The following is a 25766-nucleotide window of genomic DNA, read 5'->3' on the forward strand; positions in this document are numbered from 1 at the left end:
TATAATTGCATATATAGTGATATATTTTTTAACTAAATAGTTAATTTTTAATCATTATTTTGTCATTTTTTTGAATAAAATAAAAAAAAATGTTAATTTTTTTAAAAAAAATTTGTATTTTAAATTTTTAATAGTAAATTTGTGTCGTGCTAAACTTATTAGCATAAAGGTTTTAAAGGTTTGAAAAAGCTGTCGAGTTTCAGAAATGGGGCTCGGCAGTTTCCTTTTTTAGGGCGTTTTAATTTTTCCCTCTATCAAAAAGCTGCTTTGTTCAATCCCTTTCAATTGCTGTATCACTTCGTAAGTGTAATATTTTTGCAGCGCATCATACTGTAATTTTTCGCTGCCGCTCGCTAAAAAACTTTCGTGGCTGTTTTCTATCTTCAAAGACAAGGGGCGATGTTGGGCATCAAACACGATTTGTACTTTTTTGTGTGGAATTTCGGCAATATTGCTGTTGCTGTAAGTTACTACTGTTGTGCCGCCGCTACTGCTGCTGCTGTCGGTACTGAAAAGCCCACGCCACGCCGCTTTATTGAGGTCGCAGCGCAACCACAACTCCAATTCTCGTTCCCAGTCGGGCTGTTCGAAAATTTGTATTTCCTGGGTCGTGTCTATATGCACCGTTTTTTCCAGCACCGCATTTTGTTGTTGCCACTCGCGGGTTTGCGCACGCATATAGGCGGGTACATCAAAATACAAAGGAGGAGCTGTAGCATCTTTGGAAGAAGAACCTATAGACGATTCGCAGGCTGCCGACATCATCATCATTTTGATAAAAATCGCCAAGCCTGTTATTTTTAAAACATTCATGCGTAGAAAAAAAATAAAAAGAGCATACGTTGTTGAGAACAACAGACAAAATTAAGCAAAGGTTTTCACCACTGTTTCTACCTGTGTGGGCGTTTTTTTTGCCAATAAAAATTCCAAAGCATCTTGTGCCGACTGCTGCGGAATTTCTTCCATCGGCACATGCCCTACTCCTTTATAAATAATTACTTGGGAATTGGGAATATCGCGCCGGAAACGATGTGCATCTTGTAGCGAAATCCATTTATCTTCTTCGCCCCACAAAATCAAAGTGGGTTGAAAAATATTGGGCAAAAAATGAGAATTATCTTTATAAGTGCCATTCACCATTGATACAAAAGCCTCCGCATTGCCGCCGTGCATAAAGAGTTCGTAGTATCTGTCCACTAATTCGGGTGTTACTTTATTGGGATTGCCATATACCTGCTTCAAAAAAACCTCTAAAATATTGCGTTTAATAGCATAACGTACAATTTTGGAAGCCAAAGGTGCTTTTGCCATCTTAAAAGGCAAGGGCATATCGTTGTGCAATAAATAACCTGCTGCATCAATGAGTATCATTTTTTTGATACGTTCGGGATACAAACGTGCAAATTCCCAAGCAATCCACCCTCCCAAAGAGTTGCCCGCCACATGGCACTGATAAATACCCAAAGCATTCAGAAAGCGAGCGATAAAACTCATAAATTCTTCCAAAGGCTCTTTGATGTTTTCGCGCGGCGATGAGAGTCCGAAACCCGGTAAATCTACGCGCAGCACCCGAAAACGCTTGCTCAGTATTTTAGACCACGCATCAAAGGTATGTAAGGAAGAAAAAGTGCCGTGCAATAACAATAAAGGAAAACCCGCCCCTTCATCGCAATAATGCACCAAACCGCCGTCCATCACCATAAAACGCGAAGTAGGTAAGGTGTAGGCTTTCAGCAGGCGGCGAGATTCATTATCATGTATCACAACAAAAAAATAATATTGGAGCTATAATATTACAAAATCGGAGTGTAAATATACGATATGATACGCCATTATACGAATATTCGGTGTTTATAAAATGAACAAAATATTTTTTAACAAAAAAATCCGCCGTTTGAAACGCGATTCAAACGGCGGATTTGAATGATTGAGTTATAAAAATTAAGGAATAACAACCATTTTTTCTTTAAAAGCGATTTCGGGAATGGTGCAATAATATACACCTGCCGGCAAAATATCGCTGAGGTCTAACGACAGCGTTTGTCCCGTAGCAGCTGTTCGGGTCATTAGCAGCACACCCTGAGCCGAAAATACCTGAACAGTATGCACCGCTGCGTCAGACTGCTGCTCGGCGGTGCTTGGCAATACAATATTGAATTGTCCGCGATTAGGATTGGGGCTGATTTGTGCCATTGACTCCATAGAATGATTTACGGATAATTCTGTTTGTTTGGGTGCGTTTTCGCCATTGGTAAGCTCATTGTAGCAAGGATTTACGGCAGTTCCGGCACAGCTCAGAGGCGTAATAGTATAGCTGCCCGAAGTAACCACCGAAAGCGGAGCTGAAGCAGCATCGTGGCGCAAGAAAACGGCATTATCCAAATTCTTCACGCGGATATTCGGATAAGTGTTATTGGCGTTGGTGTGCCATACGGTGCTGAACAAAGCAGTAGCATCGCTGCCGCACAAGCCCTGATCGTCTAAATCTGCATTGCTGCTGCCATTGATTTCTGTCCATTTATCAATATTCCAGTCTGTTTGTGGTGTTCCAAAAAATCCGTTACACGAAAGGTCGCTGTTTCTGTTGTCGCCCAATAATTCCAAAGCTGCCGTAAATGCTCCTTCAAAACGATTGTTGTTGATATACAATTTTTTAGATGTGTTCACAGCATTGCTCTGTACCACCACCATTCCTTTCGTCCATTGATTGTTCTGTGTTGCATTCGTCAATATTTCGTTGTTTAATATATCAAAACCGCCGCCTTTATAGGTATAAATACCATAAGTGCAACAAAGAGCAGAAGTACCTGCGTGAACATTTATTTGGTTAAAATCAAGAACAGCAAGCGGGGCATTATAAAGTGTAATTCCTCTGTCGCATTGATTTAAGATATTGTAGGAGCAATGAATGGGATATGTTGCAGTGCTGCCCGTATTGTTGATATAAATACCCTGATATAAATTTGAAAAATGATTAGGCAAATTCTGAGAGCCGACAGAGACGCTTGATTTTTTTATTAAAATACCTGTGCCGTGATATGGGTTCAAAACAGGTGAGCCGATAAAAGTATTATCTTCGAGAAAAATGCCGCTACCGGACTGATTGAGTGAAATGCCGATAAAATCATCATCTTGACGCTGAAAATACTGATTTTCCCAAGGATTAACAAATTCAAAAGTGCAACCTTTAATGACACTGCGGTTGGTATTGTTGCCACTACAGCCATTATAAGCTCCCAAAGAAATACCAATGGCACAATTATAAAAATAGCTGTCGGTGGCATGTACAATACCGCCGCCTAACTGATTCATCAGTGTACCATTGAGTAAAGGATTAATAGGCGGAAATGTGCCGCTACTCACTGTGCCCGGAGCAGATACGCCGTTGATGGCATTTTCAATGCGGGCATTATCCAAATATACAAAACCGTGATTAGGGTATGAGTCGCAATTGGGCACACAAACGGGGTGGCAAATATTGCGGTCGCCCTCTACACGAATACCAGCCCAAGCATCACATACATTGGTGAGTTTAGCGTCTTCTACCCATAATTGCCCGCCTTTTTTAACTATAATACCGGAGGTTTCGGTCATAAAACGCAAATAGGTATTTGTAATATGCAGTTTTGCTCCTGATTTTACAACAATTTTTCCAAAAACACGGCGCGGCGTATCAATGGTTATATCTTGTCCGCTTTGTACCGTCATGTTGTTGATTTGTACCGTACCCGGCTCATCAAGCAATACTTCGTGCGCACCGATGTCGTAGTTGCAACCCTGCGCTACCAAATTGCCGTAGTAATCGTGATTGCCCGGATTGATACCGAAAACTTCTTCGGGATTAATGCCGGCATCGCGCATAGACGACTCCAACTGCAAATGATACGCCGATAGAGTATCTAAATAAAAAGGATTTTCAATAGTAGTGCCGCCGCCCATATTGTACAACAAAGGGTCGGCGCTTTGCCATATATTTTCGCCGTTTAGTTTTTCTTGTCCGCTGCTGTCGCTCCATTCGGCTACCGAATGAAAATATTTCATTCCCTCCAACCAATATGGATTTCCCCAGCGAATTTCGAGCGTATCGTCCGGTGTCCAGTAATTATTGCCCATTAATTGCACATCAGCACCCGGATGCACCAACATCACATAATCGGTGTTTTTGGTAACAAAAATGTTATTAAACACTTTCATATTGCTGAAATTCTTTTCATCAATACGCAAAGCACCACCGCTGCCCACCGATTTATAAATAGTATTATTGTGCAAAGTCAAATTTTCCGACATAGCACCGTTACAAGTCCAAAATGACATGCTGCCGTACAAGAAAAGATTATTGTCGTGGTAGGCATCGTCTTGGCTGATATTGTAGCGAATGGTGTTGTTGGCAAAACGGCGTTGGTTACAAAATTGTGATGTGAGATAACCGGGACCGGCATTATCGTGGGAATAATTATATTCCATAACAGAGTTGGTAACACCATTGTCAAAGTCAAAGCCACCGCCATCTAAAGGATAGGCTTCGTTGTGATGCGACTCGCAATGACGAAAAGTAACATTATTGGAATAATATGTCCAGATTCCTACAGGACCCGAAGGTCCGCGATTAAAAACACCATTTTCGTAAGCGTTGCAATATTCTACTAATACGCCGTCGAAGCCGCCAAAAGCAATACCGCTACCTGTAGGCTGCCACAAAATAGCCGGATTACCGGTATTGTTGTAGGCGTTGCAATATTTAATCGTCACGTCTTCTATACCCATACGGTCGGTGGGTTCGTCCCAGCGAGCATAACCTGTGATACCGCCTTCGAGATTATCGTGCAAATCACAAAAGAAAATATTTATGTTTTTATAACCTCCTAATTCGCATTTCCAAGGGGCGGCTTCCAAGCGGATACCCGCCACTACAAAGTTAGAAGCATCTATATTATAGATATTGATATTTTCAAATTTCCAGTCACATTCGGCTTCGGTGTCGGGGTCGGGCGAAGCAGGTGTGGTAAGAAAAGAAATGCCCGCCATAATGGGAGCAGCCGGATTGAGCATCACCGTATCGCCATATACATACGGAAAAATAGTATCGTTGGGTGTGGCAGGATTTACATAATACACACCTTCGCCAAACAACAAAGGTGCTATTTTTCCTTTTACAATTAAATTTTGAACGGTGATGTTGCCAATGTCGCGGGCATCAATAGAGCCGCGCACATCTTCTATGCCGTTTATTTCGGGGTCGTTGTCGGTGATGAGCGTAGCACGTGCCGTGCCGCCGTAAGTATCAATGAGGCGCACGGTGTCTTTGGGCGTAAGTTTTAAACCGCCATATACTGTGCTACCCGACTTGAAGAATATCTTGGACTCAGCAGGAAAATCGGTTTGATTCGCAATTTTTAAATCCGACCAAGGGTGCTCCAAAGAACCATCTGCAAGCGGGTCGCCTTCGTTGGCGGGGTCAATGTAAAACAAATACTCAGAAGTAGTTTGAGCCGTTGTATAAAAAGGCGATATTAATGCTAATACAAAAGCCGCAAGAATAAGATAGATTTTCATAAGATGTATATAATTTAGTGGTTAGTTTTTTTGAATACTTGGCGTGTTATTTCTTACAAATATATCCTTTATTTTAAAGTAAAATATATTTTATTATTTAAAACTTTAGAGATTGTTAAGACATACAATACTTGAGAAGGTAACATTTTCTTGTTGTATTTTCGGAAATACAATGTCTAAAAATACATTTTAAAACATAACTCTTACAATTATTGATATTTTTACCTGCCTCGTATTATACAGATATGTTTCAGAAAAAAAACGACAATAAATTTTTTCGGTATATTTTTAATTGTAAGATTATTCGTTTGTCTCGCTTCTAAAAAAACAACATTCAAACATAGACTAAAATTAATACCTTTGCGGAAATTATACAGCTGCACACGAATAGAAGAGCTCCTAAAAAATAAAACCGATGCTTTTTTATAGTGATTTTTATTATTAAAACAAATAGTCATCAATATACAACAAAAATAATCAAAATCATCATCTGTACAACTATTTGTTTATATTTTTCTTCCGACACAGGCATTTTTTATAACATATCATTATTATTCACTCATTCTATATCTAAGAGGCAAAAAGGTATTGCAAGTAAAACATGAAAAATATCCGTAATTTTTGTATTATCGCTCATATTGACCACGGAAAGAGCACCTAGCTGACCGCTTATTGGAAACTACCAAAACCATCACCGAGCGCGACATGAAAGACCAAACTCAATTTAATTGATACTCCCGGACACGTGGATTTTTCTTACGAGGTTTCGCGCTCCATTGCCGCCTGCGAAGGGGCTTTGCTGCTCGTAGATGCCACACAGGGTATTCAGGCTCAAACCATTTCCAACTTGTATCTGGCATTGGAGAGCAACTTAGAAATTATCCCCATCATCAACAAAATTGATATGGAGGGGGCTATGATTGAAGAAGTTGCCGACCAGATTATGGAACTCACAGGCTGCAAGCGCGACACGATTATTGAGGCTTCGGGAAAAACAGGATTGGGTGTTGACAGAATTTTATCCGCCATTATTCATCGTATTTCGCCGCCCAAAGGCAATACCGATGCGCCTTTTCAAGCGTTGATTTTTGATTCGGTGTTCAATTCGTATCGCGGTGTAATTGTGTATTTCCGCTTGTTCAACGGCTCTATCAAGAAAAACGATAAAGTAAAATTCGTAAATACCAAACGCGAGTATTTTGCCGATGAAATTGGCATTTTGCGGCTCAACCTCGAAGAACGATCCCAATTGCAGGCGGGCAATGTGGGGTATCTGATTACAGGTATCAAAGACTCGCGCGAAGTGAAGGTAGGTGATACGGTTACATTAACCGAAAACCCTTGCTCCGAAGCCATCAGAGGTTTTGAAGATGTGAAACCGATGGTTTTTGCCGGCATTTATCCGGTGGATTCGGACGATTTCGAAGACCTGCGCGACTCGCTGGCAAAGCTCCAACTCAATGATGCCTCGCTTACCTACGAGCCGGAAACCTCTTTGGCATTGGGATTTGGATTTCGCTGCGGATTTTTGGGTATGCTGCACTTGGAGATTGTACAAGAACGCTTAGAGCGCGAATTTGATATGTCGGTGATTATGACCGTGCCACAAGTACCCTACTATTGCTACACCAACAAAGGCGAAGAACTCTTAGTGCGTACACCCTCCGACCTCCCCGACCCGACCCTCATTGACCGGATTGAAGAGCCTTATATCCGCGCGCAAATCATTACAAAACCCGACTATATCGGTGCAATTATGACGCTTTGTATTGAAAAACGCGGACAACTCCAAAATCAACACTACCTCACCGAAACTCGTGTGGAGCTTACTTTTGATATGCCTTTGGCTGAAATTGTATTTGATTTTTACGACAAACTCAAATCTATTTCAAAAGGCTATGCTTCGTTTGATTATTATATGACGGATTACAAAGCGGGCGATTTGGTAAAAATGGATATATTGCTCAACAGCGAAAAAGTAGATGCTTTGTCGGCTATTATCCATCGCAGCAAAGTGTATAATTTTGGTAAAAAAATGTGCGAAAAATTAAAAGAACTCATTGACCGTCAGCAATTTATGATTGCGATTCAGGCAGCTGTGGGTGCTAAAATCATTGCCCGCGAAACCATCAGTGCTTTCCGCAAAGATGTAACCGCCAAATGTTATGGAGGAGATATTTCGCGCAAAAGAAAATTGCTCGAAAAACAGAAAAAAGGAAAAAAACGAATGCGTCAGGTGGGCAATATAGAAGTGCCGCAGCAGGCGTTTTTGGCGGTGTTGAAATTGAATGATTAATTCTTTTTTTTTAGAAAAAAAATTGCAACTGCTCCTGTCCTTTTCAAAAAGGCGGGAGCAGTTTTTTTTATTCATTTTCCCACAGCACCGCCTCTTTTTTCATAAACCATGCTTCGGCTTGGGAGCTATAACGCTGATGAATGACCGGACGTTTGATTTTAAGCGTGGGAGTAAGTGCGCCGTTTTCTACCGTCCAAAGTTCGTCAATAACAACAATAGCTTTTATTTTTTCAAAACTCTGCAATTCTGCATTGACGTGTTGCAACGTATCCTGCAAGGTGTCGCGTAGCACTTCGCAGGGCAGTAGGCGGGCATTTTCCGATAGTTGCACCAAAGCCAAAGGCTGTGCGAGCGTAGCACCAATGAGACAAATTTGTTCTATCAAAAAGTTTTTAGCCAATGCCTGTTCTATCGGTGTAGGCACAATAAATTTCCCTTTGGAGGTTTTAAAAGTATCTGCCACGCGCCCTGTTATCGTCAAAAATCCTTCTGTACTGATTTCGCCCATATCGCCGGTATGCAGCCAGCCGCCCTGCAACACTTCCGCCGTTTTTTCGGGGTCTTTGTAGTAACCGTTCATCAGCCAGGGGGCACGCATGAGAATTTCACCGGTGGCGACATCAATGCGCAACTCCACCGAAGGCAAAGGTTTGCCCACCGAATTTTGATGTCGGGTGTCGTGCGGCGGCATCAAAGTACAACCGCCACAATTTTCGGTCATCGCATATACTTCCTGCAAATGAATATCCAACTTCTGATACCACTGTTTCAAACTTTGCGGACAGGTAGCAGCACCCGTCAGAATAATACGCGCCGCCGACAACCCCATTCCTTTTCGGATTTTTTGTTTCAAAATACGATTGAGCAAAGGAATTTTTAATAAAAAATTCAATCGCTTGTCCGGCAAACGCTCTAAAACCGCCATTTGAAACTTTGTCCAGATGCGCGGCACACCTAAAAATATATTCGGTTGCGCACTTTGCAGATTTTTGGCGAAAGTATCAATAGATTCGGCGAAATACACAGTGCCTCCGGTCATCAGGGCAGCACATTCAATAATCATGCGCTCGGCAATGTGATTGAGGGGCAAATACGAAAAAAAGCGAAACTCCTTGCCGTTGAAAATCTGTAGGTTTTGATGGGTGAGTTCATTGTTCATCAAAGCAAGCGGAGCACGATAACGATGCACCACACCTTTGGGGCTGCCCGTAGTACCCGATGTGAACAAAATAGTCCATATATCATCGGCTTGTGCGGCATAATCCGAAAAAGGAACTTTGCTGCCCTGTGCCAGCACTTGTTCCCAAGGGCGTGCTTCTGCGCCCACCTGCGCATTGCCCGCATAGTGCGGAAATGAAATTAACTGCACATTGGGCGGTATTTCAGATTTTAGTGATTCCCACTCGTCCAACTTTCCTACTAACATCGCTTTTACATCGCCTTTGATGAGCAACTCGCGCAGTTGAGAGGGCGAAGTATTCGGAAAAAAAGGCACCGACACAAAGCCGCCGAGCATCAGTGCTATATCCGACAATATCCAATGACAACAGTTTTTGGATAAAATAGCCACGTGGTCGCCCACTTGTAGGTCCATTTGCCGCAAGCTGCTTGCCAATTGCCGTGCGATATTGCCCGCTTCTGTCCACGAAATATCCTGCCAAAATGCGCCTTGCGCTTGTTTTAAAAAAACGGCATCGGGCGTTTCTTTTTCCCATTTTTTAAAATATTCCGGCAAAGTAGCCAAAGCAGGTACTACATTTTGAATGGACATAAGTTGGGAACAAAGGTGCGTTTTTAAGAAAAATAAAAAATCAAAAATAACGCAAAAGCCTTTGATGAGCAAATACTTTGGGGCGGTAATTTTTAAAACGAATAAAAAAATATATTATTCCTGTGGCGGTGCCGTATCGCTCCACAACAACCACGCTTGCCCACCGGTACTTTTCCAAAGAGTATCTTCTTTTTCTTTGTGAATAAAAAATTCGCTCCATTGAAGTTGATAACGCACAGAGCCGCACACTCCTTCCATTTGCAATTCGGCGGGTTCTATTTCTGCTTTGCCGCCTTTATAGCGTTGGTGTAGCGTATCCGTAAATTCCTGCAAAGAAATATCGCATTTGCTCGCAAGTGCGCCATTTTTATAAATAGATAACTGAAGCGTATTGTCGGCTTGTAATAAGGATTTTACTTCTAAGTTTTTTGCTTTATTATTATATACATATTCGCTTCCTATGGATAAAGAGCACTCTATGAGTTGGTCGTAGCCGCTTACCTGCACGGCACGCGGGTAGCGAACCGTAAAAAAGTTGTCTTGTGCTTCTGTCACCATTCCCTCACCCTGCACCTGAAACATTTGTCGCAATTCTTCGGCGGCTTCATATTTATACTTATCGGAGAGTGTATTCAAATCATCTTTGAAATAGGGTTGGAAATGCTGATAACCGTGTGTGGTTGTGATATATTGTATAATAGAAACCATTTCTTGATGGCTGCTGTCGGGCAGGGCAGCGGTGCAGCCGCTAAATATGCCGTCTTTGAGGCAATTGTGCTGATTTAAAATATGGTCAAAGCGGTTCATTTGGCTGCGTATAGATACATTGGCGGCACTCCAAGGACCAAAAGTTGCCAGTAGCACCACCACAAATAAAGAAATCGGAATAAGCCGAATATTTTTGGCGGTTGAAAAAACAAAGTACAAGCAAATTCCCGTGAGCCACAGTGCAATCAGTAGTACAAAATAGCGTTTTTCGGTAAAGCCGTAATCCAGCAAGCGAGTAAAGATGGCAACATACAGCAACACCAACAAAGGCAACAAAGCCCAGTAATAGAGCCTCGAAAAAATAGCTATCCAGCGATGTTCCTGACTGTTGCGCAAGGGATATACCAACAACAATGCGAAAATTCCTAAAATAGAAAAACCCAAAATAAGATAAGAAACCCAACCTTTCGGCAATTCGCCTATGAGCATAATTTTTATCGAATAAGCATATAAAATAACTAAATACACCACCACCAAAGGAATTAGCACATATTGCGTAAATATTTTTACACCCAAAGGATAAGTGCTGCTGTACTTGAGCGATTCGGTGTCTTCAGGAATACCCGCCAGAAAAAACCAGGTATTAAAAATTCCCGCTATCCAGATAAAAAGGTAGCGATAGGAATCAACAGATACCTTTATATCCAACAAATTGTCGATAGAAAGTAATGCCACACTCAAACCAGCAAACAGTACCGCCGAATACAACACAGCCGTCAGAATACGGATAAACAAAGCGAGGTTATATGTCCAAAATCCTTCGCGGCTCATTTGGGTAATGAAGGGTGCAAAAGATACCAATAAATGCGTCGCTACCCACAAAAGCATAAATTCATAGGCATACACTTCGGGCGATTTTTCTAAATATGGCAGATGCCAAAAGTATGCGCCCAACAGCAACAAACTCAGCAGTTGCAAGCCCCATTTTACGGAAACACTCAAATTGCGATTTTCGCCCACTAATGTAGATGCCACCGTCAGAGGCAAACCCAGCAAGGCTGTTAAAAGCAATTTAAAATAAATATTTTTGGGTTCGGGTGCATCGCTGTTGTCGGTGAGATACAGAGCCGCCACCGTGCCCAACAATGCCACCAATAAAGGCAAAGGAAAACGCTGCAACACAGTGCGCGCCTGCTCATATAAATAGCTGATAGAAGCCCAACGAAACCATTTCATATAAAAGAAAGAGAATGAATTTTTTAAAAAAATAGAAATTTTGAAAGTTGATTTTTATTGACACATTCAAAAAATCAACATTTTATTCGCCCCATTCAAAACGAAAAATGTTCATCAGCGATGCATAAAATCATCTTGCAACATTTGCATATAAGCCTTGCCCTCTTCCAAAACCGAAGCTGCCACACTATCCGAAGGCTCTGTCATCAGCATTTTTTTACCGTCATTATTGAGCACAAAATATTGTTTGGGACGTAGCCATGCAAAGCCATTATAGAACGAATAAAATGCAAATTCCTTGGCTTGCGCACTTAAAAGATTCTTACTCCACTTCAAAGGTTGCATATTAGGATTAATTTGCTGCAACAAAGTAGTAGCAATATCAGTTTGGCTGCCCAATATATGCCAGCGTTTGCCGCGCCATTGTGTTTGCAGTGCACCGCCATACCACAACAAAGGAATCCGAAAACGCAAAGGCGTATAGTTGTTATCGTAGCCGCGCGGCAGTTGGTGTCCGTGGTCGGCGACGAATACAAACAAGGTATTATCAAACCAAGGCTGTTCTTTGGCTTTTGCTATCCATTCGCCGATGCTTTTGTCGGTATAAAAAACACTGTTTTTAAACATACTCGCCGCATCGCTGCCGGCAATGGCAGTTTCCATCGGCACATCAAAGGGTTCGTGGCTGCTGAGTGTTAAAATAGTACAGAAAAAAGGCTTTTCCTGCGGCTGCCGCTTCAAATCATCTAAGGCACGCTGCAACACAAAATGATCGTGTGCTCCCCATTTGATGCCCTGCGCTTCGCTGCCAAAATCGCGGCGGTCGGTGATATGTTCAAATCCACAATTGAGTAGAAAAGATTTAATATTGGCAAATTCGCTTTCGCCGCCATAATAAAAACTTGAGCCGTAACCTATTTTTTTCAGCGATTGCGTGATAGAAGCAAGGTGTACGGTTTTTTCGGGATAATTGACAATGGCAGTATTGGGCTGCGCTGGATATGCCGCCAACACCGAAACAATTCCTTTGTAGGTGCGGTCGCCACTGGAATAAATATTATCAAACAATAAACCTTCGGCGATGAGTTGTTCGAATTGAGGGCTTACGCCTGCATCGCCGCCCAAAGACTCCACAATATCAGCCGTCCAGCTTTCCATCACTACCAAAATAATATTGGGCTGCTTGGTGTTGAGTACCGGAATAATACTGTCGTTGGCGGCACTATCGTATAATTCATCTACGATACGCTGCGCTGTGGCATTATCCATAAAATGCGGCGCATCGTCTTTTTTTCTTTTGGATATGCTGTAAAAAAAATTCCACGCAGTATTGAGTGCCGCCTGATTGAGTACACCGTGCTCAGAAAAATATGCTGCACTTGGATTTAGCGGAGCCAACTGAATACCGCCGCGCGCACCGATGACGAGCAAAGCGAGTACCGCCACCACAGCAGCAATATTAACGATGACTTTGTAACGTTTATGGGGTATAAAAACGGCGCGACGGGCGAAATGTGTATATTTCCAAACGGCATAACCCAAAGCCGCCATCAGTAACCAGCACCCACCCAACAACAACAAAGGAGACGAAAGAGCCGTTGCCGTAGTTTCGCGCCAACTCGGAGCTAAATCTAAAGCCATCGCATTTATTTTGCTGCCCCAAGCCCGAAATAATTCCAAATCGCTGATAACCAAGCTGCTCACTATCGCCACCAATATCAAATGCACCAAAGCGCGTGCATAGCGAAACAGGGACAAGCCGAATGTTGCCTCTGCCCACAATAGCAACAAAGGCAACGCCGATATATATACCGCCGCCGACATATCCTGCCGCCAACCGAAAGAAAAAGTATGAAAAATATTTTGAAACGTTGCGATGGGCTGCACCTTGTCCACTTCGTACACCAAAAAAAGCAAACGTGCTACCTGAAACAGCAGCAACCAAGCTATCCAATAGCGCAACAGTAGGGTGAGCCACGAATACGAGAAAGGGCGGCGCATATAAAAAAACGGCAACTATAAATTATTTCTTAACATCGGCAGAGGCATACACCTGCAAACTTTTTTGGTCTAAAATATAAAGCCTGCCCGACTCCAAGCGCACATTTTTGATAGCTTCGGTATTGGGTATTGCCATAGATTTTACCTTAAAATCACTATCCCACGAGAGTAATTGCAGTTTTCCTTCCGAAAAATAAACGATATTGTCTTTTATTACCTGAAAATGCTCCAAACCCGCCACCGGAATAGAAGTGTAATAGTTGCCGTACATATCAAATACAATAATGCCCATATCGGGAATATTCATATACACACGGCGGTCGTATTCGGTTAAAAAATTGGGGCGTATGTTTTCGCCGAAAAGTTGGTTGAGGTCGAGGCTTTCCTGAATAATTTCGTATTGCGTGTTGATTTTTTTGAGCTTGCCGGCTTTTGTATCATAAAACCAAACATAATTATCGCTCGACAGGCAAGCCGCACTCACATCGTTGATGTCCATAGTCGGAAATTTATACAGATGCTTGGGGTTCAATTGATTATCCAACATCAAAACAGTGGATTTGTCGGGATAAAACAATAATATATTGAAAGGGCTGCCGGCATCTACAAAAGATAATTTACCATATTGAGCATCATAAAATGTGCCTTTGGCAATACCTGTGGAATCGAAACGATACAATTTGTTAGTGTTGTCAATGACATAAGCCTGACGCAGCAGGTCGCTGCCGAGAAATTTGCCCTGAATATCTACCGAGCGCAAAAATGTAAATTCGGTAAAAGCAGGAGCAAAGGCAGTGCCCAACAATAAAGTGAAGGCACTAATGATTAAAAGTAAGCAGTTGAGCGGTTTCGCCATTAAATGTTGCATAGGTGTAATATTTTATCCAATCTCCAAGATTGATGTATTGAGACTGTGGAGTGAGTTGTAAGTTTAGCGGCAGATGCCGATGTCCGAAAATAAAATAATCAATGTGTTGTTGTTGTAATTTGCGTTGTGCGTACAAAAATAACCATTCTTTTTCTTTTGCTTCAAATTTATCGGGTTCGCGCTTTTCCTGAGCGGCACGGCTGCGGCGCGAAAAATAAGAAGCTACTCGCATAGAAAGGTCGGGGTGCAGCTGCCTGAAACTCCATTGGCAAAGGGGGTTGATGAAGAGTTTTTTCATTGTTTTGTAGCCGTAATCGCCGGGACCCAAACCATCGCCGTGACCGATGAAAAAGGTTTTTCCGCCAATTTCGCGCACGATGGGCTGGCGATACACCGGAATTTGGAGCTCCTGCTCAAAATAGTCGCGCATCCAAAGGTCGTGGTTGCCGGTGAATGCGTAAATCTCTATGCCCGCATCGCGGAGTTGAGCCAATTTTCCCAACAAACGAATAAAGCCGCGCGGCACTACGGTTTTGTATTCAAACCAATAATCAAACAAATCGCCCACTAAATAAATCGCCTGTGCATCGGCGGCTATCGCATCTAACCAACGCACAAATTTTTTTTCTCTTTCCAAACTGGCGGCAAAATCAGGCGTACCCAAATGCAAATCGGAGGCAAAATAAATCAAATGTGTAGGAGTGGAATGGGTTTTTTAATTTTTTTAGCGATAAGAAGAAGCTATTTCAAAAAGATGTTTTTTGAAAAAATACTTTTTTTCTTGCCTTTGTGTAAGTAAAAATCCAAACGCCCCAAAGCAATACCTGCATACCCCACTTGATTGATGATGACCTCTTCGCCGTCAAGATTGCGCTCAATAACGGGTGCAGGGAGCAAAGTATGGGTGTGCCCACCCAAAATCACATCTATATTCCGGCTTTTCCATGCGAGAATTTTATCGTTTACGTCATTATTATCTCTGCTTTCGTAGCCCAAATGCGACAAGCACACCACCAAATCGCAACGTTGCTTTTCGCGCAGGTAGCGCGCCACTGTATTGGCTTTTTCGATGGGGTCTTCATATACAACGGATTTGCTCAGTTCGGTGGGTATCAATCCTTCCAAACGCACCCCCACGCCCAAAACACCGATTTTGATACCGCTTTGTTCAAATATCATAAAAGGTTGCGCTTTTTCGTGCAAAGGTGTTTGGCGCAGGTCGTAGTTGCAGTTGAGCATCGGAAATTTTGCCAAATCGGTCAATTTTGCCAACTGCTCAAAGCCGCCGTCAAAATCGTGGTTGCCGATAGTGGAGGCGATGTAGTTCATTTCGTTCATCAGCTTAAACTCCAACTCGCCGCCATAGATATTGAAATAAGGCGTGCCCTGCAAAATATCGCCCGAATCAAAAAGGAGCACATTGGGCGTTTCGTGGCGAATTTGGCGCAGCAGCGTCATGCGACGTGCCACACCACCCAAGCCCGCATATTTGCCGCCATCTGCCGGAAACGGCTCAATACGGCTGTGCACATCGTTGGTATGCAAAATGGTAATCTGTACCGAAGTTTTGGCATTGCCCAAAACCTCCTCCCAAGGCAAACCCGCCATACTGAGCGTAGCAAGCCCCCAAGCGGATTGTTGAACGAAAGTGCGGCGATTGATCATCATAAACCAAAAAATTAAATTCAAATTTACAGCCTTTATGATATAATGAAAGGCTTTTTTGTAAAAATTATTTTTGTCTGTGTATAATAATGTATAATAAAAACAAATACACGCGGCAAATAATGGTAACAATAAAATAAGGCGGCTTGTTTTTTAATCATCTGTCGTTCAATTATATTTTTTAATTTTTGCATCGCCTTTGCTGTATTTTTTTCGTTTTGTCATAAAAAGGCACACATTTTGCTTGTATAAATTGTTGTACAAAAACAATGCTGCATTGTACAAAAAACACATAAAGTGTTACTTCAATAACACAGAGATGTATTACATGTATGCTGCTGATAAAAAACCGCCAAGTTATATAAATATATGTATTTCCGTTTTAACTCCCTGCTACCATTGTTATGCTATATTACTTTATTATGGCATAGCCCTCAATTGGCTGCACAATTTGTTTGCAATGATTTGAATTTTCAGCTCACCGGAGCACAGATGTTTCATTGCCAAACCGATGTAGTCAATCCCAACAGCCCTAATTTCAACCTGATCAGTGCCGTTAATATCAGTGGTGGCACTTTTTCGGGAAACGGCATGCAGGGCAATATTTTTTATCCGGCTTTGGCACAGGTGGGGGCAAATGCCATCACTTATACCGTTATCAACGACAACGGTGATGTATGCACCGACACACAAACTATTTATGTAGATGCCGTGAGTATTATGCCTGAAATTACAGCTACCGACAGCCTTTTTTGCAGCAGCGACCCGCCACTGGCTTTAAGTGGCAATCTCGACGGCAACCCCAACGCCACTTGGCTCATTGACAATCAGGTGCAGGTGGGCGGTGTATTAGACCCCCTCTTGCTCAACAGCGGCGAGCATATAGTTACGCTTTTTTATTTGGAGCCGAGCAACGGCTGCGTTGCAGATGATACTTTGCAAATAGAAATATTTGAGCCGGCGGCTACTTTTATTACTGCCGATTTTGAAAGACACGGCGAAGACTGTGATGTATCGCTTGCAGATACTTTATTTTTTACGGGCGGCATCATTCCCGAAGGTTTGGAATTGGAGTGGATATTGCCCCCGCAAGGCACTATCATCAGCCAAACCGACAGCATCGCTATTGTATCGTGGAGCGAAGCGGGTAATTACGAAGTACAACTGAATTTGACACAACACCCCTGCTACGAAGGATTGACCACTGCTCAGTTTATCGTCAAAAATGATTTGTCGGTGGATGCAGGCGAAAATATGGTGCTTTCGCAAATGCAGGATATTGTTTTAGACCCTGTTGTTACGGGCAATAATTCGGCAAACTGGGTGTATGAGTGGCAACCCGCCACCGGATTGAGCTGCACGGATTGCCTCACGCCGACTGCTACGGTGGAGGCTTCGCAAACTTATATGCTCACGGTGTACGACAACTTGGGCGGCTGCGCCGACAGCGACCAAATCAGCATTGTTCTCAACCTCAGCAAAGATATTTTTGTACCCAATGCCTTTACGCCCAACGGCGACAATCTGAATGACGAATTGCAGGTATTCGGTAGCAATATCGCCGATATGCATCTCCAAATTTTTGACCGTTGGGGGCAGTTGGTATTTGAAAGCAAAAATACCGATGCCGTATGGGACGGCACTTATCGCGGAAAACCTTTAAATGCCGCCGTATTTACTTATACGCTTGATGTGCATTTCGGCGATGGCACTCAACAATTGCTGCAAGGCAATATTACACTCATTCGTTAATTTTTTAAGTTCAAGCATACAGGTACCCCAAAAAAATAAATGACTATGCTGCATTATTTATATCGTTTTCTTTTGATAGGCTGTTGGGCGATAACTGCCTCGGCTCAAGATATTCATTTTACCCAAAATTATTCCACACCCCTTGCTGTTAATCCTGCTATGACGGGCTTATTCAACGGCGATGCCCGCTTCAATGCTATTTATCGCAATCAGTGGAGCAGTGTGATGCAGAGTCCTTACAAAACGGTTGCCGTTTCGGGCGATGCCAAGTTGTTGCCTTCGGGCAGTGGCGGCGACAACTGGCTGAGTGGCGGCTTGTCTTTTTTTTCCGACCGCGCCGGTGCTGTATCTTTGAGTACCTATCTTTTAGATGCTTCGCTGGCTTATAATCTGATGCTCGGCGAGGGGCATCATGTGTCGGTGGGCTTGAGCGGCGGCGCAGCGCAACAATCTTTTGATGAGCAAGCGGCACAGTTTGGCAGCCAATACGACGGCTCTTTTAACGGCAATATGGCTTCGGGCGAAGTTTTTGACCGCACCGCCGTTTGGTATATGAATGTAGGAGCCGGTTTGATGTATTATTATGCACCTGCTGCCCGCAATTATTGGTACGGCGGTATGGCGGTGTATCATGCCAATAGCCCTTCTGCCAATTTCTTTGAAGAAAGCCGTGAAAAAATTGCTCAGAAATTAGTGTTTCAGGTGGGAGGGAGCATACCCGTAGCCCGCTATATTGATATAGTACCCAATGTGTATTTCTTTTATCAGTCGCCGGAGCGCATGGTAGATGTGGGCACACAAGTGCGCTATATTTTACAAACTTTTTCGCAAACGGGTACTTTCAATGCGGTGAGTATAGGTGCGGGGGCGCGGGTGAACGGCGGCGGCGCGGGCAGCGATGCTATTTGGGCAAGTGCTGCCGTTGATGTCAATCGGTTTACGGTGGGTTTGAGCTACGATTTTAATATATCACCTTTGAATATAGCGAGCAACGGACGCGGGGCAATGGAGGTTTCGGTGGCTTATTTGGCAGGGTTTCGCCCGCCACGCCGCGCAGGGTCTCCTGTTAATTGTCCAAGATTTTAGCGGCTGTTTTATTTAAAAGAGCCGCTATCTGTTGCAACAAACAGATAGTTTGTTTTTTATCCGCAGTTCAGAATTAAAAAATTTTGTACTGCGGATTTTTCTATTCAAACTTTGTCAAAGTTTGAACTTTTACAAAGTTGAGCAACCGAATTGGCAGTGGGCAACTATCGCGGCGGTTTGAGCCTTTACAGTGCCACTACTTACAGTGCAATTTTTGAGGCGGCGGCACCCGCGAAGTTGCAGTTGTTGCAAGCTGTCCCCAATCCGGTGGCGCAGGGTGCTTGTCGTTTGCAATGGCAGCCAATGCACCCCGACAACAAGGACGGCTTATTGCGTTTGAGCGTTTATACCGCGCTCGGCACTTTGGTAAGCGAGCAAACGCTACCGCCCGACACTTCGGAAATGCTGCTGCACACCGAAAACTGGCTAAGTGGTGTGTATATCGTGCAACTCAAAAAAGGGACTTCGGTGGTGGCAAGCGGCAAAATAGCAGTGGTGGAATAACAAAGAAAAGTGGTGTGTTTTTTTTATACACTTGCTTTTTTCTTTGCTACATATAATACTACCTTTTTTATAACCAATTTATGTATCGCACGCATTAAAGTTTCCATTATCTCATAATCGGGTTTGCTGTCTTTTACAGGGAGAGAAATATCCAATTCGTCTGCGTCTTTTGCATAAAAATTTCTGCCATAATGAAATTGTCCATTATAAGATGATTTGTGAATGGCAGATGTTATAAATATTGATGCGAATTTTGGCAGATTTTCAGTATGAACAACAGCAATATGGTCATCACCACCATACTTATAATTACGATATTTTGCTGAACCGAACATATCAATAGTTGTAGTATTTTCTGAAAAAATTTCTACATCATTTCCTATAAAAGCAGAAACCCCTTCCTCAGCTTCGCCTGCGGTCACAAATGGCAAAGTTCCTGCAATTCTATCATCACTTTTAAGCCTTTTGCCACGAGTAGCTGTTCCAAATAATGTTTCAAGATTAAAAATACCCCATTCTAACTTCTCAAAATCCACTAACGCTTGTTGTTCTTTATCTGTTAGGGTATAGTCTGTTAGGTTATTTTCTTGCAAATAGGCATCTAATCGTGCTATTCGTTCTGCTTCCAGCTCCGCTATCACGCTTTCCATAAACTCATAATCTATCTCGCCATTGCGGGTGGGGAGTTGGATTTTTTGATTTTTAATAATTTTTACTTCAAAACTTGAACCACCCCACGAAAATGAACCAAATGCTTTTGATATTGCCAAAATAAAAAACTGAGCATTTTTTTTGTTAAACCTTTTATTCTTTGCTTTTACAATTTTTATTTTATCACCAGTAAAATATGGTATTTCTTGGTAAAACATTGTAGCGGTGTCTTGTCCAAATGAAATTGTATTACCCTCATTTAAGTATTGTGTATCTTCATCAATGAATCCCTTTTGACCATTGTTTGAGGCTGTCCTTACTACATAAGGAAACCTTCCATTTCTTAATACATTAACTTTATTCGCATCAAATCTTTTTTCAGACGAATTAACCTCAAACAAATCCCCAATTTTAAACTCCCCCCACTCAACATTTTTTAATTTTTCGTTCAGTGGGGTATCTACTTTCCCAGTTGGTCGTCTGTGTTGTTTTGTTGTTTTAAGAGGGTGCTTATTTCCCACGCTAAGTAGTCGCTTACGGTTTTTTTGAAATCCTGCAAGGTGGGTTTAGTGTCTATGGGTGCGGTTTGGTTCCAGTCGGCACCGTTTTTGGGGTCTATGGTGCCTTCATAGTATTCTCTTTCAGTAAAAATATGAAGTTTCTTTTTTCCAAACCGCACCAAATTTACGAGTTCTTCGTAGCGTTCTTTGGCTCGGTCGGTGTCTTTGAGGTTGTTGCTTGCTTTTTTGCGGTTGGTGCGGGTGTAGCCGTCATTTGAGAAGTCAATAAACTTTACTATTTCGTCCTTTTCGTGTTTTTCGTTTACTTTAAAAATATAGATATTGGTTTGCACACTACTTTTGCCAATAAAAATATCCACAGGCATTTTGATACTTGCCAGCAGGGTATGTTTTTCCAATATTTTTGTGGTATAATATGTGGCTTTTCCGCTACCTGCGGAGTTTTGAATAATGATAGCGGCATAGCCTTTACTCATCATACCGAGTGCCTTTTCTACAAAGTTCATGCCATTGCCCGAAGCGGAGTAAGGCGGATTGAGTACAAAAGCATCAGCAGGGAATTTATCTTCAGTTTTACCAAATCCGTATTTACCGTCAAAATCTTTAATGGAGTCTTTATTTAAAATATTAGAGCTACCGTCACCCATCAAAATCATATTGAGGATAGCCAACATATATACACTTGAAAGCAACTCTAAGCCCAATAATTGTTCAGCTTTTATTTTAATTTCTTTTTGCTTCAATTCTTCGGGTGAGTTAAGGGTATTTTTGGCATCAATCAGCATTTCATTCATAGCAGCTACCAATAAACCTGCCGAGCCTGTTGCAAAATCCCATACATAAGAATCTTTATTTACTCGTGCAAGTTTTACTAAAAGCGTTGCAATATAGGAGGGTGTAAGCACAACATCGTTTAGCTTATCTTGCGAAAAGCCTAACCAACCGTACATTTCATTGAATAATTTGCCTGTAAAATCGGTTGTAAGTCCTATTTTATAGTAAATACCTAAGTCATCTACAATTTTTGTAAATACCCTTTTGAGTTGGCTCTCTCCATTTTCAACTTTATTAATATTTTCAGTTAATAAGGTATTGGATAATGTTCTAATAATCAAATCTTTCTTGTCTTGCGGCAAATTTTTCTCACTTAAAAAAGCGGTAATTCTATTAATTAAAATATCTCCGTCTCTTCCGCCTTGATAAGTTTGAGATTTTAGTTCTCCTTTTTCCAAAGGAGGCACTTTGCCCGATATGCCAAGCGTTGCAATGATAGAAGCTGCCACCAAATAAACACGGTCGCTTTCGCCTAATCCTTTTTCGTTTTCGTAAATGTCGTTGTTGAGTTTTACTAAACTGATGTCAATTTCTCTTTCCCTTTGTTCTTTTAGTTTATCAAGTTCTTCTGGTGTGAGTTCTAATGTTTTTACTTTTTGAATAAAAGTATCAAAATTCTGAGGAGCAAGAAAAGAAAAATCTGTGAAGTCACCTACTTTTTGCCCTGCGCCGAGATTGGTTTTAGACACATAATAAACGCCTATTTGGTGTTGTATGTTGCCACTTTCATCTTTGTAGCCTGTCATACCAATAGCAATAATATCCGTATAACTTGTATGATGAAGTAGTGCATTGGCGTAGTGTACCGCACCATTTACCGCAAAAGCATTAATATTTTTAAGGTTGGGTTCGTTTTTAGCGGTTCTGTTTTCAATTTGTCCATCATTATCAACTTTTACAAGTTTGCCTTTATAGCCTTTATACTCAATCAAAATTGGATACCAGTTTTGGGTCTTATCTTGTAAAAGAATTTTTGCATCAGGGCGATTTCCACCTACTCCCCCATTTTTAGAATAATAATTTTCAAGTGCTTTGTCTATTTCAGCACTTAAAGACTCTTGTTCTAATTTATAGGGTAGTTTATAGGCTTTAAGCCAGCCGTTGCCCAATTCAGCAATATTGGGTTCTATGGATTGTTCTTTTTTCTCTTTCATTATCTTAATCTTCTCTTTTTTTGAAATTCAAAAATACAGTTTTTAGCAAAATAAAGCCGCCAATAAATTTTCACTCCATTGCGTATATGCTATATTTTAGGCTCAAAGGTGCATCGTTTGCGCCCCCTACCGTGAACGTTTGCGTCTGGAACGTGAAATTTTGCGTCCGCAACGTGAAATTTTACGCCCCCTACCGTGAATTTTTACGCCTGCTACCGTGAAATTTGGCGGCGGGAACGTGAAATTTGGCGTAAAGAACGTAAAAATGCACCTCTGAACGCAAACGTTTACGCCCCTACCGTGAACGTTTACGTTTGGAACGTGAAATTTTACGCCCCCTACCGTGAACGTTTACGTTTAGAACGTGAAACTTTACGCCCCCTACCGTGAACGTTTACGTTTAGAACGTGAAATTTTACGCCCCCTACCGTGAACGTTTACGTTTAGAACGTGAAATTTTACGTCTGCCACCGTGAACGTTTACGTTTAGAACGTGAAATTTTACGTCTGCCACCGTGAACGTTTACGTTCTAAACGTGAAATTTTACGCCCTCCACCGTGAAATTTTACGTTTAGAACGTGAAATTTTACGTCCCCTACCGTGAACGTTTACGTTTTTGTGCCTATTGAGAACCCTCTTCAAAAAAAACATTAAAATAAATTTTATACGGGCAACAATTTTTTGCGTCTGTATTTCGTTTGTAGGGACGTTATTATATTTTTTTTTAACTCACTAAACTATCTTTAATTATGCCTTTTAACAATTTTGAAAGCCGCCATTTTTCCGCTGCCGAAAAAACCACCATCAACAACGCCGTGGCAGCTTTGGAAACCGCCCTTACCGACAAACTCGCAAACCTCAATGCCGAAGAGCGCGGCAGGTTGGGGAGCATCAACGAGCAAAACAAACTGATTGTAAACAAAGTACGCGACTATCGCCTGTCGCAGCCTACGCTCTCCAGTCCCGATGTAGATTGGACAGAGTTTTTGAACGATTTTGATTCGCGCGTTTTTATTCAAAACCTGATGATGCGCCTTGACGGTTTGTTGCAAAGTTTGGAAAATGCAAAAATTTTGCACGATTGGGATAATTATCAGGCAGCCCTCACCGACTACGATTATGCCAAGTACAAAGTGGGTACGCAAGCATTGGGTTACGAAACCAAATTAGAAGAAATTAAGCAGTTTTTTAGTCGCACTGGTATCAGTGGCGGCAACGACACTCCCCCACTCACGCCCGAAGGTTAAAAAGTAGTGTATTCACCAAAAAAGGAAAGCATTTTGCTTTCCTTTTTTTATTTACCCCCATTTACCGCCTTTACCAGCACGTTTTACTGCTTCTGCGCCTTTCCGTATGGGCGATGCAATTAAATTTAAAATAAAAGATTACCTTTAAACACTTTATTCACCCATCATAACACGTCATTTTTTACACTTCATTAATTATTTCAATCACTTACTGCTTCTTCAATGGCTATTTTTATCAATCAAATCAGTGGCAATGTGGTAGATGTGCTGCAACGCCGTATTTTTCCGGCTACTCTTATTATTGATGCGGGGCGCATACAATCCATAGAAATACTGCCGCCCGATACTGTTTTGGATACCTATATTTTGCCCGGCTTTGTTGATGCACACGTTCACATAGAAAGTTCCATGCTCACGCCTTATGAGTTCGGACGCTTGGCAATTCCGCACGGCACTTTGGCTACGGTATCCGACCCGCACGAAATTGCCAATGTACTGGGTATGGAGGGGGTGCGTTTTATGTTGGATAATGCCCGCAACAGCCCTTTGCATATTTGCTTCGGTGCGCCCTCCTGTGTGCCCGCCACCGCCTTCGAAACCGCCGGAGCTACCCTTGATGCCGCACAAGTGGAACAATTACTGCAATTGCCCGAAATCGGCTATCTGAGCGAAATGATGAATTTTCCCGGTGTCATTGCCCGCGACCCGCTTTGTATGGATAAAATAGCGGCAGCGCACCGCAGCGGCAAACCGGTGGACGGTCACGCACCTGCCCTGCGCGGCGAAGCCCTGCGCCAATATGTGGCGGCGGGTATCAGCACCGACCACGAGTGTTTTACGGCAGACGAAGCCTTGGAAAAAATAACGCTGGGTATGCACATTTTAATCCGAGAAGGCTCGGCAGCCAAAAATTTTGAAGCCCTCATTCCGCTGATGCGCCACCACCCCGACCGCCTGATGTTTTGCAGCGATGACAAACACCCCAACGATTTGGTGCGCGGACACATCAACGAGTTGGTGGCAAGAGCCGTAGCACAGGGTTACGATTTATTCGATGTGTTGCAAGCAGCTTGTATCAATCCGGTGCGGCATTATAGCCTGCCTTTGGGTTTGTTGCAAGCGGGCGACAGCGCAGATTTTATTGTAGTATCCGATTTACAGCATTTTACGGTGTTGCAATCGTATATTAAAGGCGAAGTATTGGCAGAAAACGGAGATATACAGTTGCCTTATATACCAGCAGCTACACCTAATCATTTTAATTGCAGCCCCAAAAAGCCCGAAGATTTTGCCCTACACGCCTACACCAAACGAGCGCGTGTGATAGAAGCCTTAGAAGGTCAGTTGATTACAAAATCGGTAGAAATGGACGTGCGCTGCAACGAAAACCAAGCTGCCCTCGCCGACCCTTCGCGCGATATGCTGAAAATTGCCGTCGTCAATCGCTACCAACAAGAAACGACTCCGGCAGTGGCTTTTATCAAAAATTTCGGCTTGCAGCACGGAGCTATCGCTTCGTCGGTTGCCCACGACTCGCACAATATCATTGCCGTAGGCTGCGATGATGAGTCGCTATGTCGGGCAGTAAATACCTTGATACAATGTGGCGGCGGCTTATCGGCGGTGGGCGGCGACAAAAGCGAATACACATTACCTTTGCCGCTTGCCGGCATTATGAGTGCCGCCAACGGCTACGAACTGGCAGCGCACTACACACAGGTAGATGCAGCAGCCAAAGCCCTGGGCAGCACTTTATATGCACCCTATATGACGCTCTCTTTTATGGCTTTATTGGTGATTCCTTCACTCAAACTCAGCGATAAAGGTCTTTTTTGACGGCGATACTTTTCTTTCACCGATATATTTGTTTAGAAAATATTTGTCAAGTAAAAAATATTTTAGAATTTTAGAGCAAATA

16 protein-coding genes and 1 pseudogene are annotated in these 25766 nt (G+C 42.4%); 6 read left to right on the plus strand and 11 right to left on the minus strand.

The genetic code is table 11. The features are described from left to right. Positions 1-228 precede the first annotated feature (228 nt). The 3 genes from IPL35_07285 to IPL35_07295 all read right to left on the minus strand — a co-directional run bounded on the left by IPL35_07285 (position 229) and on the right by IPL35_07295 (position 5553). Complete coding sequence (locus IPL35_07285; GenBank protein ID MBK8443218.1) at positions 229-813, minus strand: hypothetical protein; 585 nt, start codon at positions 811-813, stop codon at positions 229-231. Between the two features lie 51 nt (positions 814-864). After that, the gene (locus IPL35_07290; GenBank protein MBK8443219.1) at positions 865-1701 is read right to left on the minus strand and encodes an alpha/beta hydrolase; all 837 of its coding nucleotides are present in this window, start codon (positions 1699-1701) and stop codon (positions 865-867) included. Positions 1702-1941: 240 nt separating this feature from the next. Further along, a complete protein-coding gene (locus tag IPL35_07295; GenBank protein ID MBK8443220.1) occupies positions 1942-5553 on the minus strand; it encodes a T9SS type A sorting domain-containing protein in 3612 nt (1203 codons plus the stop codon). A gap of 601 nt (positions 5554-6154) precedes the next feature. Here IPL35_07295 and lepA point away from each other — a divergent pair. After that, positions 6155-7849 (plus strand): annotated as a pseudogene (gene lepA, locus IPL35_07300) (elongation factor 4). Between the two features lie 67 nt (positions 7850-7916). On the opposite strand, the gene IPL35_07305 reads toward lepA, so the two are convergent. The 6 genes from IPL35_07305 to IPL35_07330 all read right to left on the minus strand — a co-directional run bounded on the left by IPL35_07305 (position 7917) and on the right by IPL35_07330 (position 16101). Next, positions 7917-9620, minus strand: coding sequence for an AMP-binding protein (locus tag IPL35_07305; protein ID MBK8443221.1), 1704 nt, complete (start codon positions 9618-9620; stop codon positions 7917-7919). 114 nt (positions 9621-9734) lie between these two features. After that, positions 9735-11564 carry a DUF4153 domain-containing protein gene (locus IPL35_07310; GenBank protein MBK8443222.1) on the minus strand — a complete coding sequence of 610 codons (1830 nt, stop codon included), beginning with the start codon at positions 11562-11564 and terminating at the stop codon, positions 9735-9737. A 114-nt stretch (positions 11565-11678) separates the two neighbouring features. Next, positions 11679-13565: an LTA synthase family protein gene (locus tag IPL35_07315; protein ID MBK8443223.1), complete on the minus strand. Its 1887-nt coding sequence runs from the start codon at positions 13563-13565 to the stop codon at positions 11679-11681. A gap of 22 nt (positions 13566-13587) precedes the next feature. Next, positions 13588-14421: a hypothetical protein gene (locus IPL35_07320; protein MBK8443224.1), complete on the minus strand. Its 834-nt coding sequence runs from the start codon at positions 14419-14421 to the stop codon at positions 13588-13590. Next, a complete protein-coding gene (locus tag IPL35_07325) occupies positions 14384-15124 on the minus strand; it encodes a UDP-2,3-diacylglucosamine diphosphatase (GenBank protein MBK8443225.1) in 741 nt (246 codons plus the stop codon). The genes IPL35_07320 and IPL35_07325 overlap by 38 nt, the downstream gene beginning before the upstream one ends. Before the next feature lie 50 nt (positions 15125-15174). Beyond that, positions 15175-16101, minus strand: coding sequence for a metallophosphatase (locus tag IPL35_07330; GenBank protein MBK8443226.1), 927 nt, complete (start codon positions 16099-16101; stop codon positions 15175-15177). A 366-nt stretch (positions 16102-16467) separates the two neighbouring features. Here IPL35_07330 and IPL35_07335 point away from each other — a divergent pair, with 366 nt between their 5' ends. From IPL35_07335 to IPL35_07345, 3 genes are all read left to right on the plus strand, one after another. Beyond that, entirely contained in the window at positions 16468-17850 is a 1383-nt protein-coding gene (locus IPL35_07335) for a gliding motility-associated C-terminal domain-containing protein (GenBank protein MBK8443227.1), read from the plus strand. A 45-nt stretch (positions 17851-17895) separates the two neighbouring features. After that, positions 17896-18936 (plus strand): PorP/SprF family type IX secretion system membrane protein, encoded by a 1041-nt coding sequence (locus IPL35_07340; GenBank protein MBK8443228.1) that lies wholly within the window; start codon positions 17896-17898, stop codon positions 18934-18936. Positions 18937-19086: 150 nt separating this feature from the next. Then, a complete protein-coding gene (locus IPL35_07345) occupies positions 19087-19440 on the plus strand; it encodes a T9SS type A sorting domain-containing protein (protein ID MBK8443229.1) in 354 nt (117 codons plus the stop codon). A gap of 23 nt (positions 19441-19463) precedes the next feature. On the opposite strand, the gene IPL35_07350 is transcribed toward IPL35_07345, so the two are convergent. Next, a complete protein-coding gene (locus IPL35_07350) occupies positions 19464-20543 on the minus strand; it encodes a restriction endonuclease subunit S (protein MBK8443230.1) in 1080 nt (359 codons plus the stop codon). Positions 20544-20551: 8 nt separating this feature from the next. Next, positions 20552-22600: an N-6 DNA methylase gene (locus tag IPL35_07355; GenBank protein ID MBK8443231.1), complete on the minus strand. Its 2049-nt coding sequence runs from the start codon at positions 22598-22600 to the stop codon at positions 20552-20554. A 750-nt stretch (positions 22601-23350) separates the two neighbouring features. On the opposite strand from IPL35_07355, the gene IPL35_07360 reads away from it, so the two are divergent. Both IPL35_07360 and ade read left to right on the plus strand, forming a co-directional pair. Next, positions 23351-23848, plus strand: coding sequence for a hypothetical protein (locus IPL35_07360; protein ID MBK8443232.1), 498 nt, complete (start codon positions 23351-23353; stop codon positions 23846-23848). Positions 23849-24070: 222 nt separating this feature from the next. After that, positions 24071-25684: an adenine deaminase gene (gene ade, locus IPL35_07365; GenBank protein ID MBK8443233.1), complete on the plus strand. Its 1614-nt coding sequence runs from the start codon at positions 24071-24073 to the stop codon at positions 25682-25684. The last annotated feature ends 82 nt before the right edge of the window (positions 25685-25766 follow it).

The organism is Sphingobacteriales bacterium, from assembly GCA_016711285.1.
Lineage (GTDB): Bacteria > Bacteroidota > Bacteroidia > Chitinophagales > UBA2359 > JADJTG01.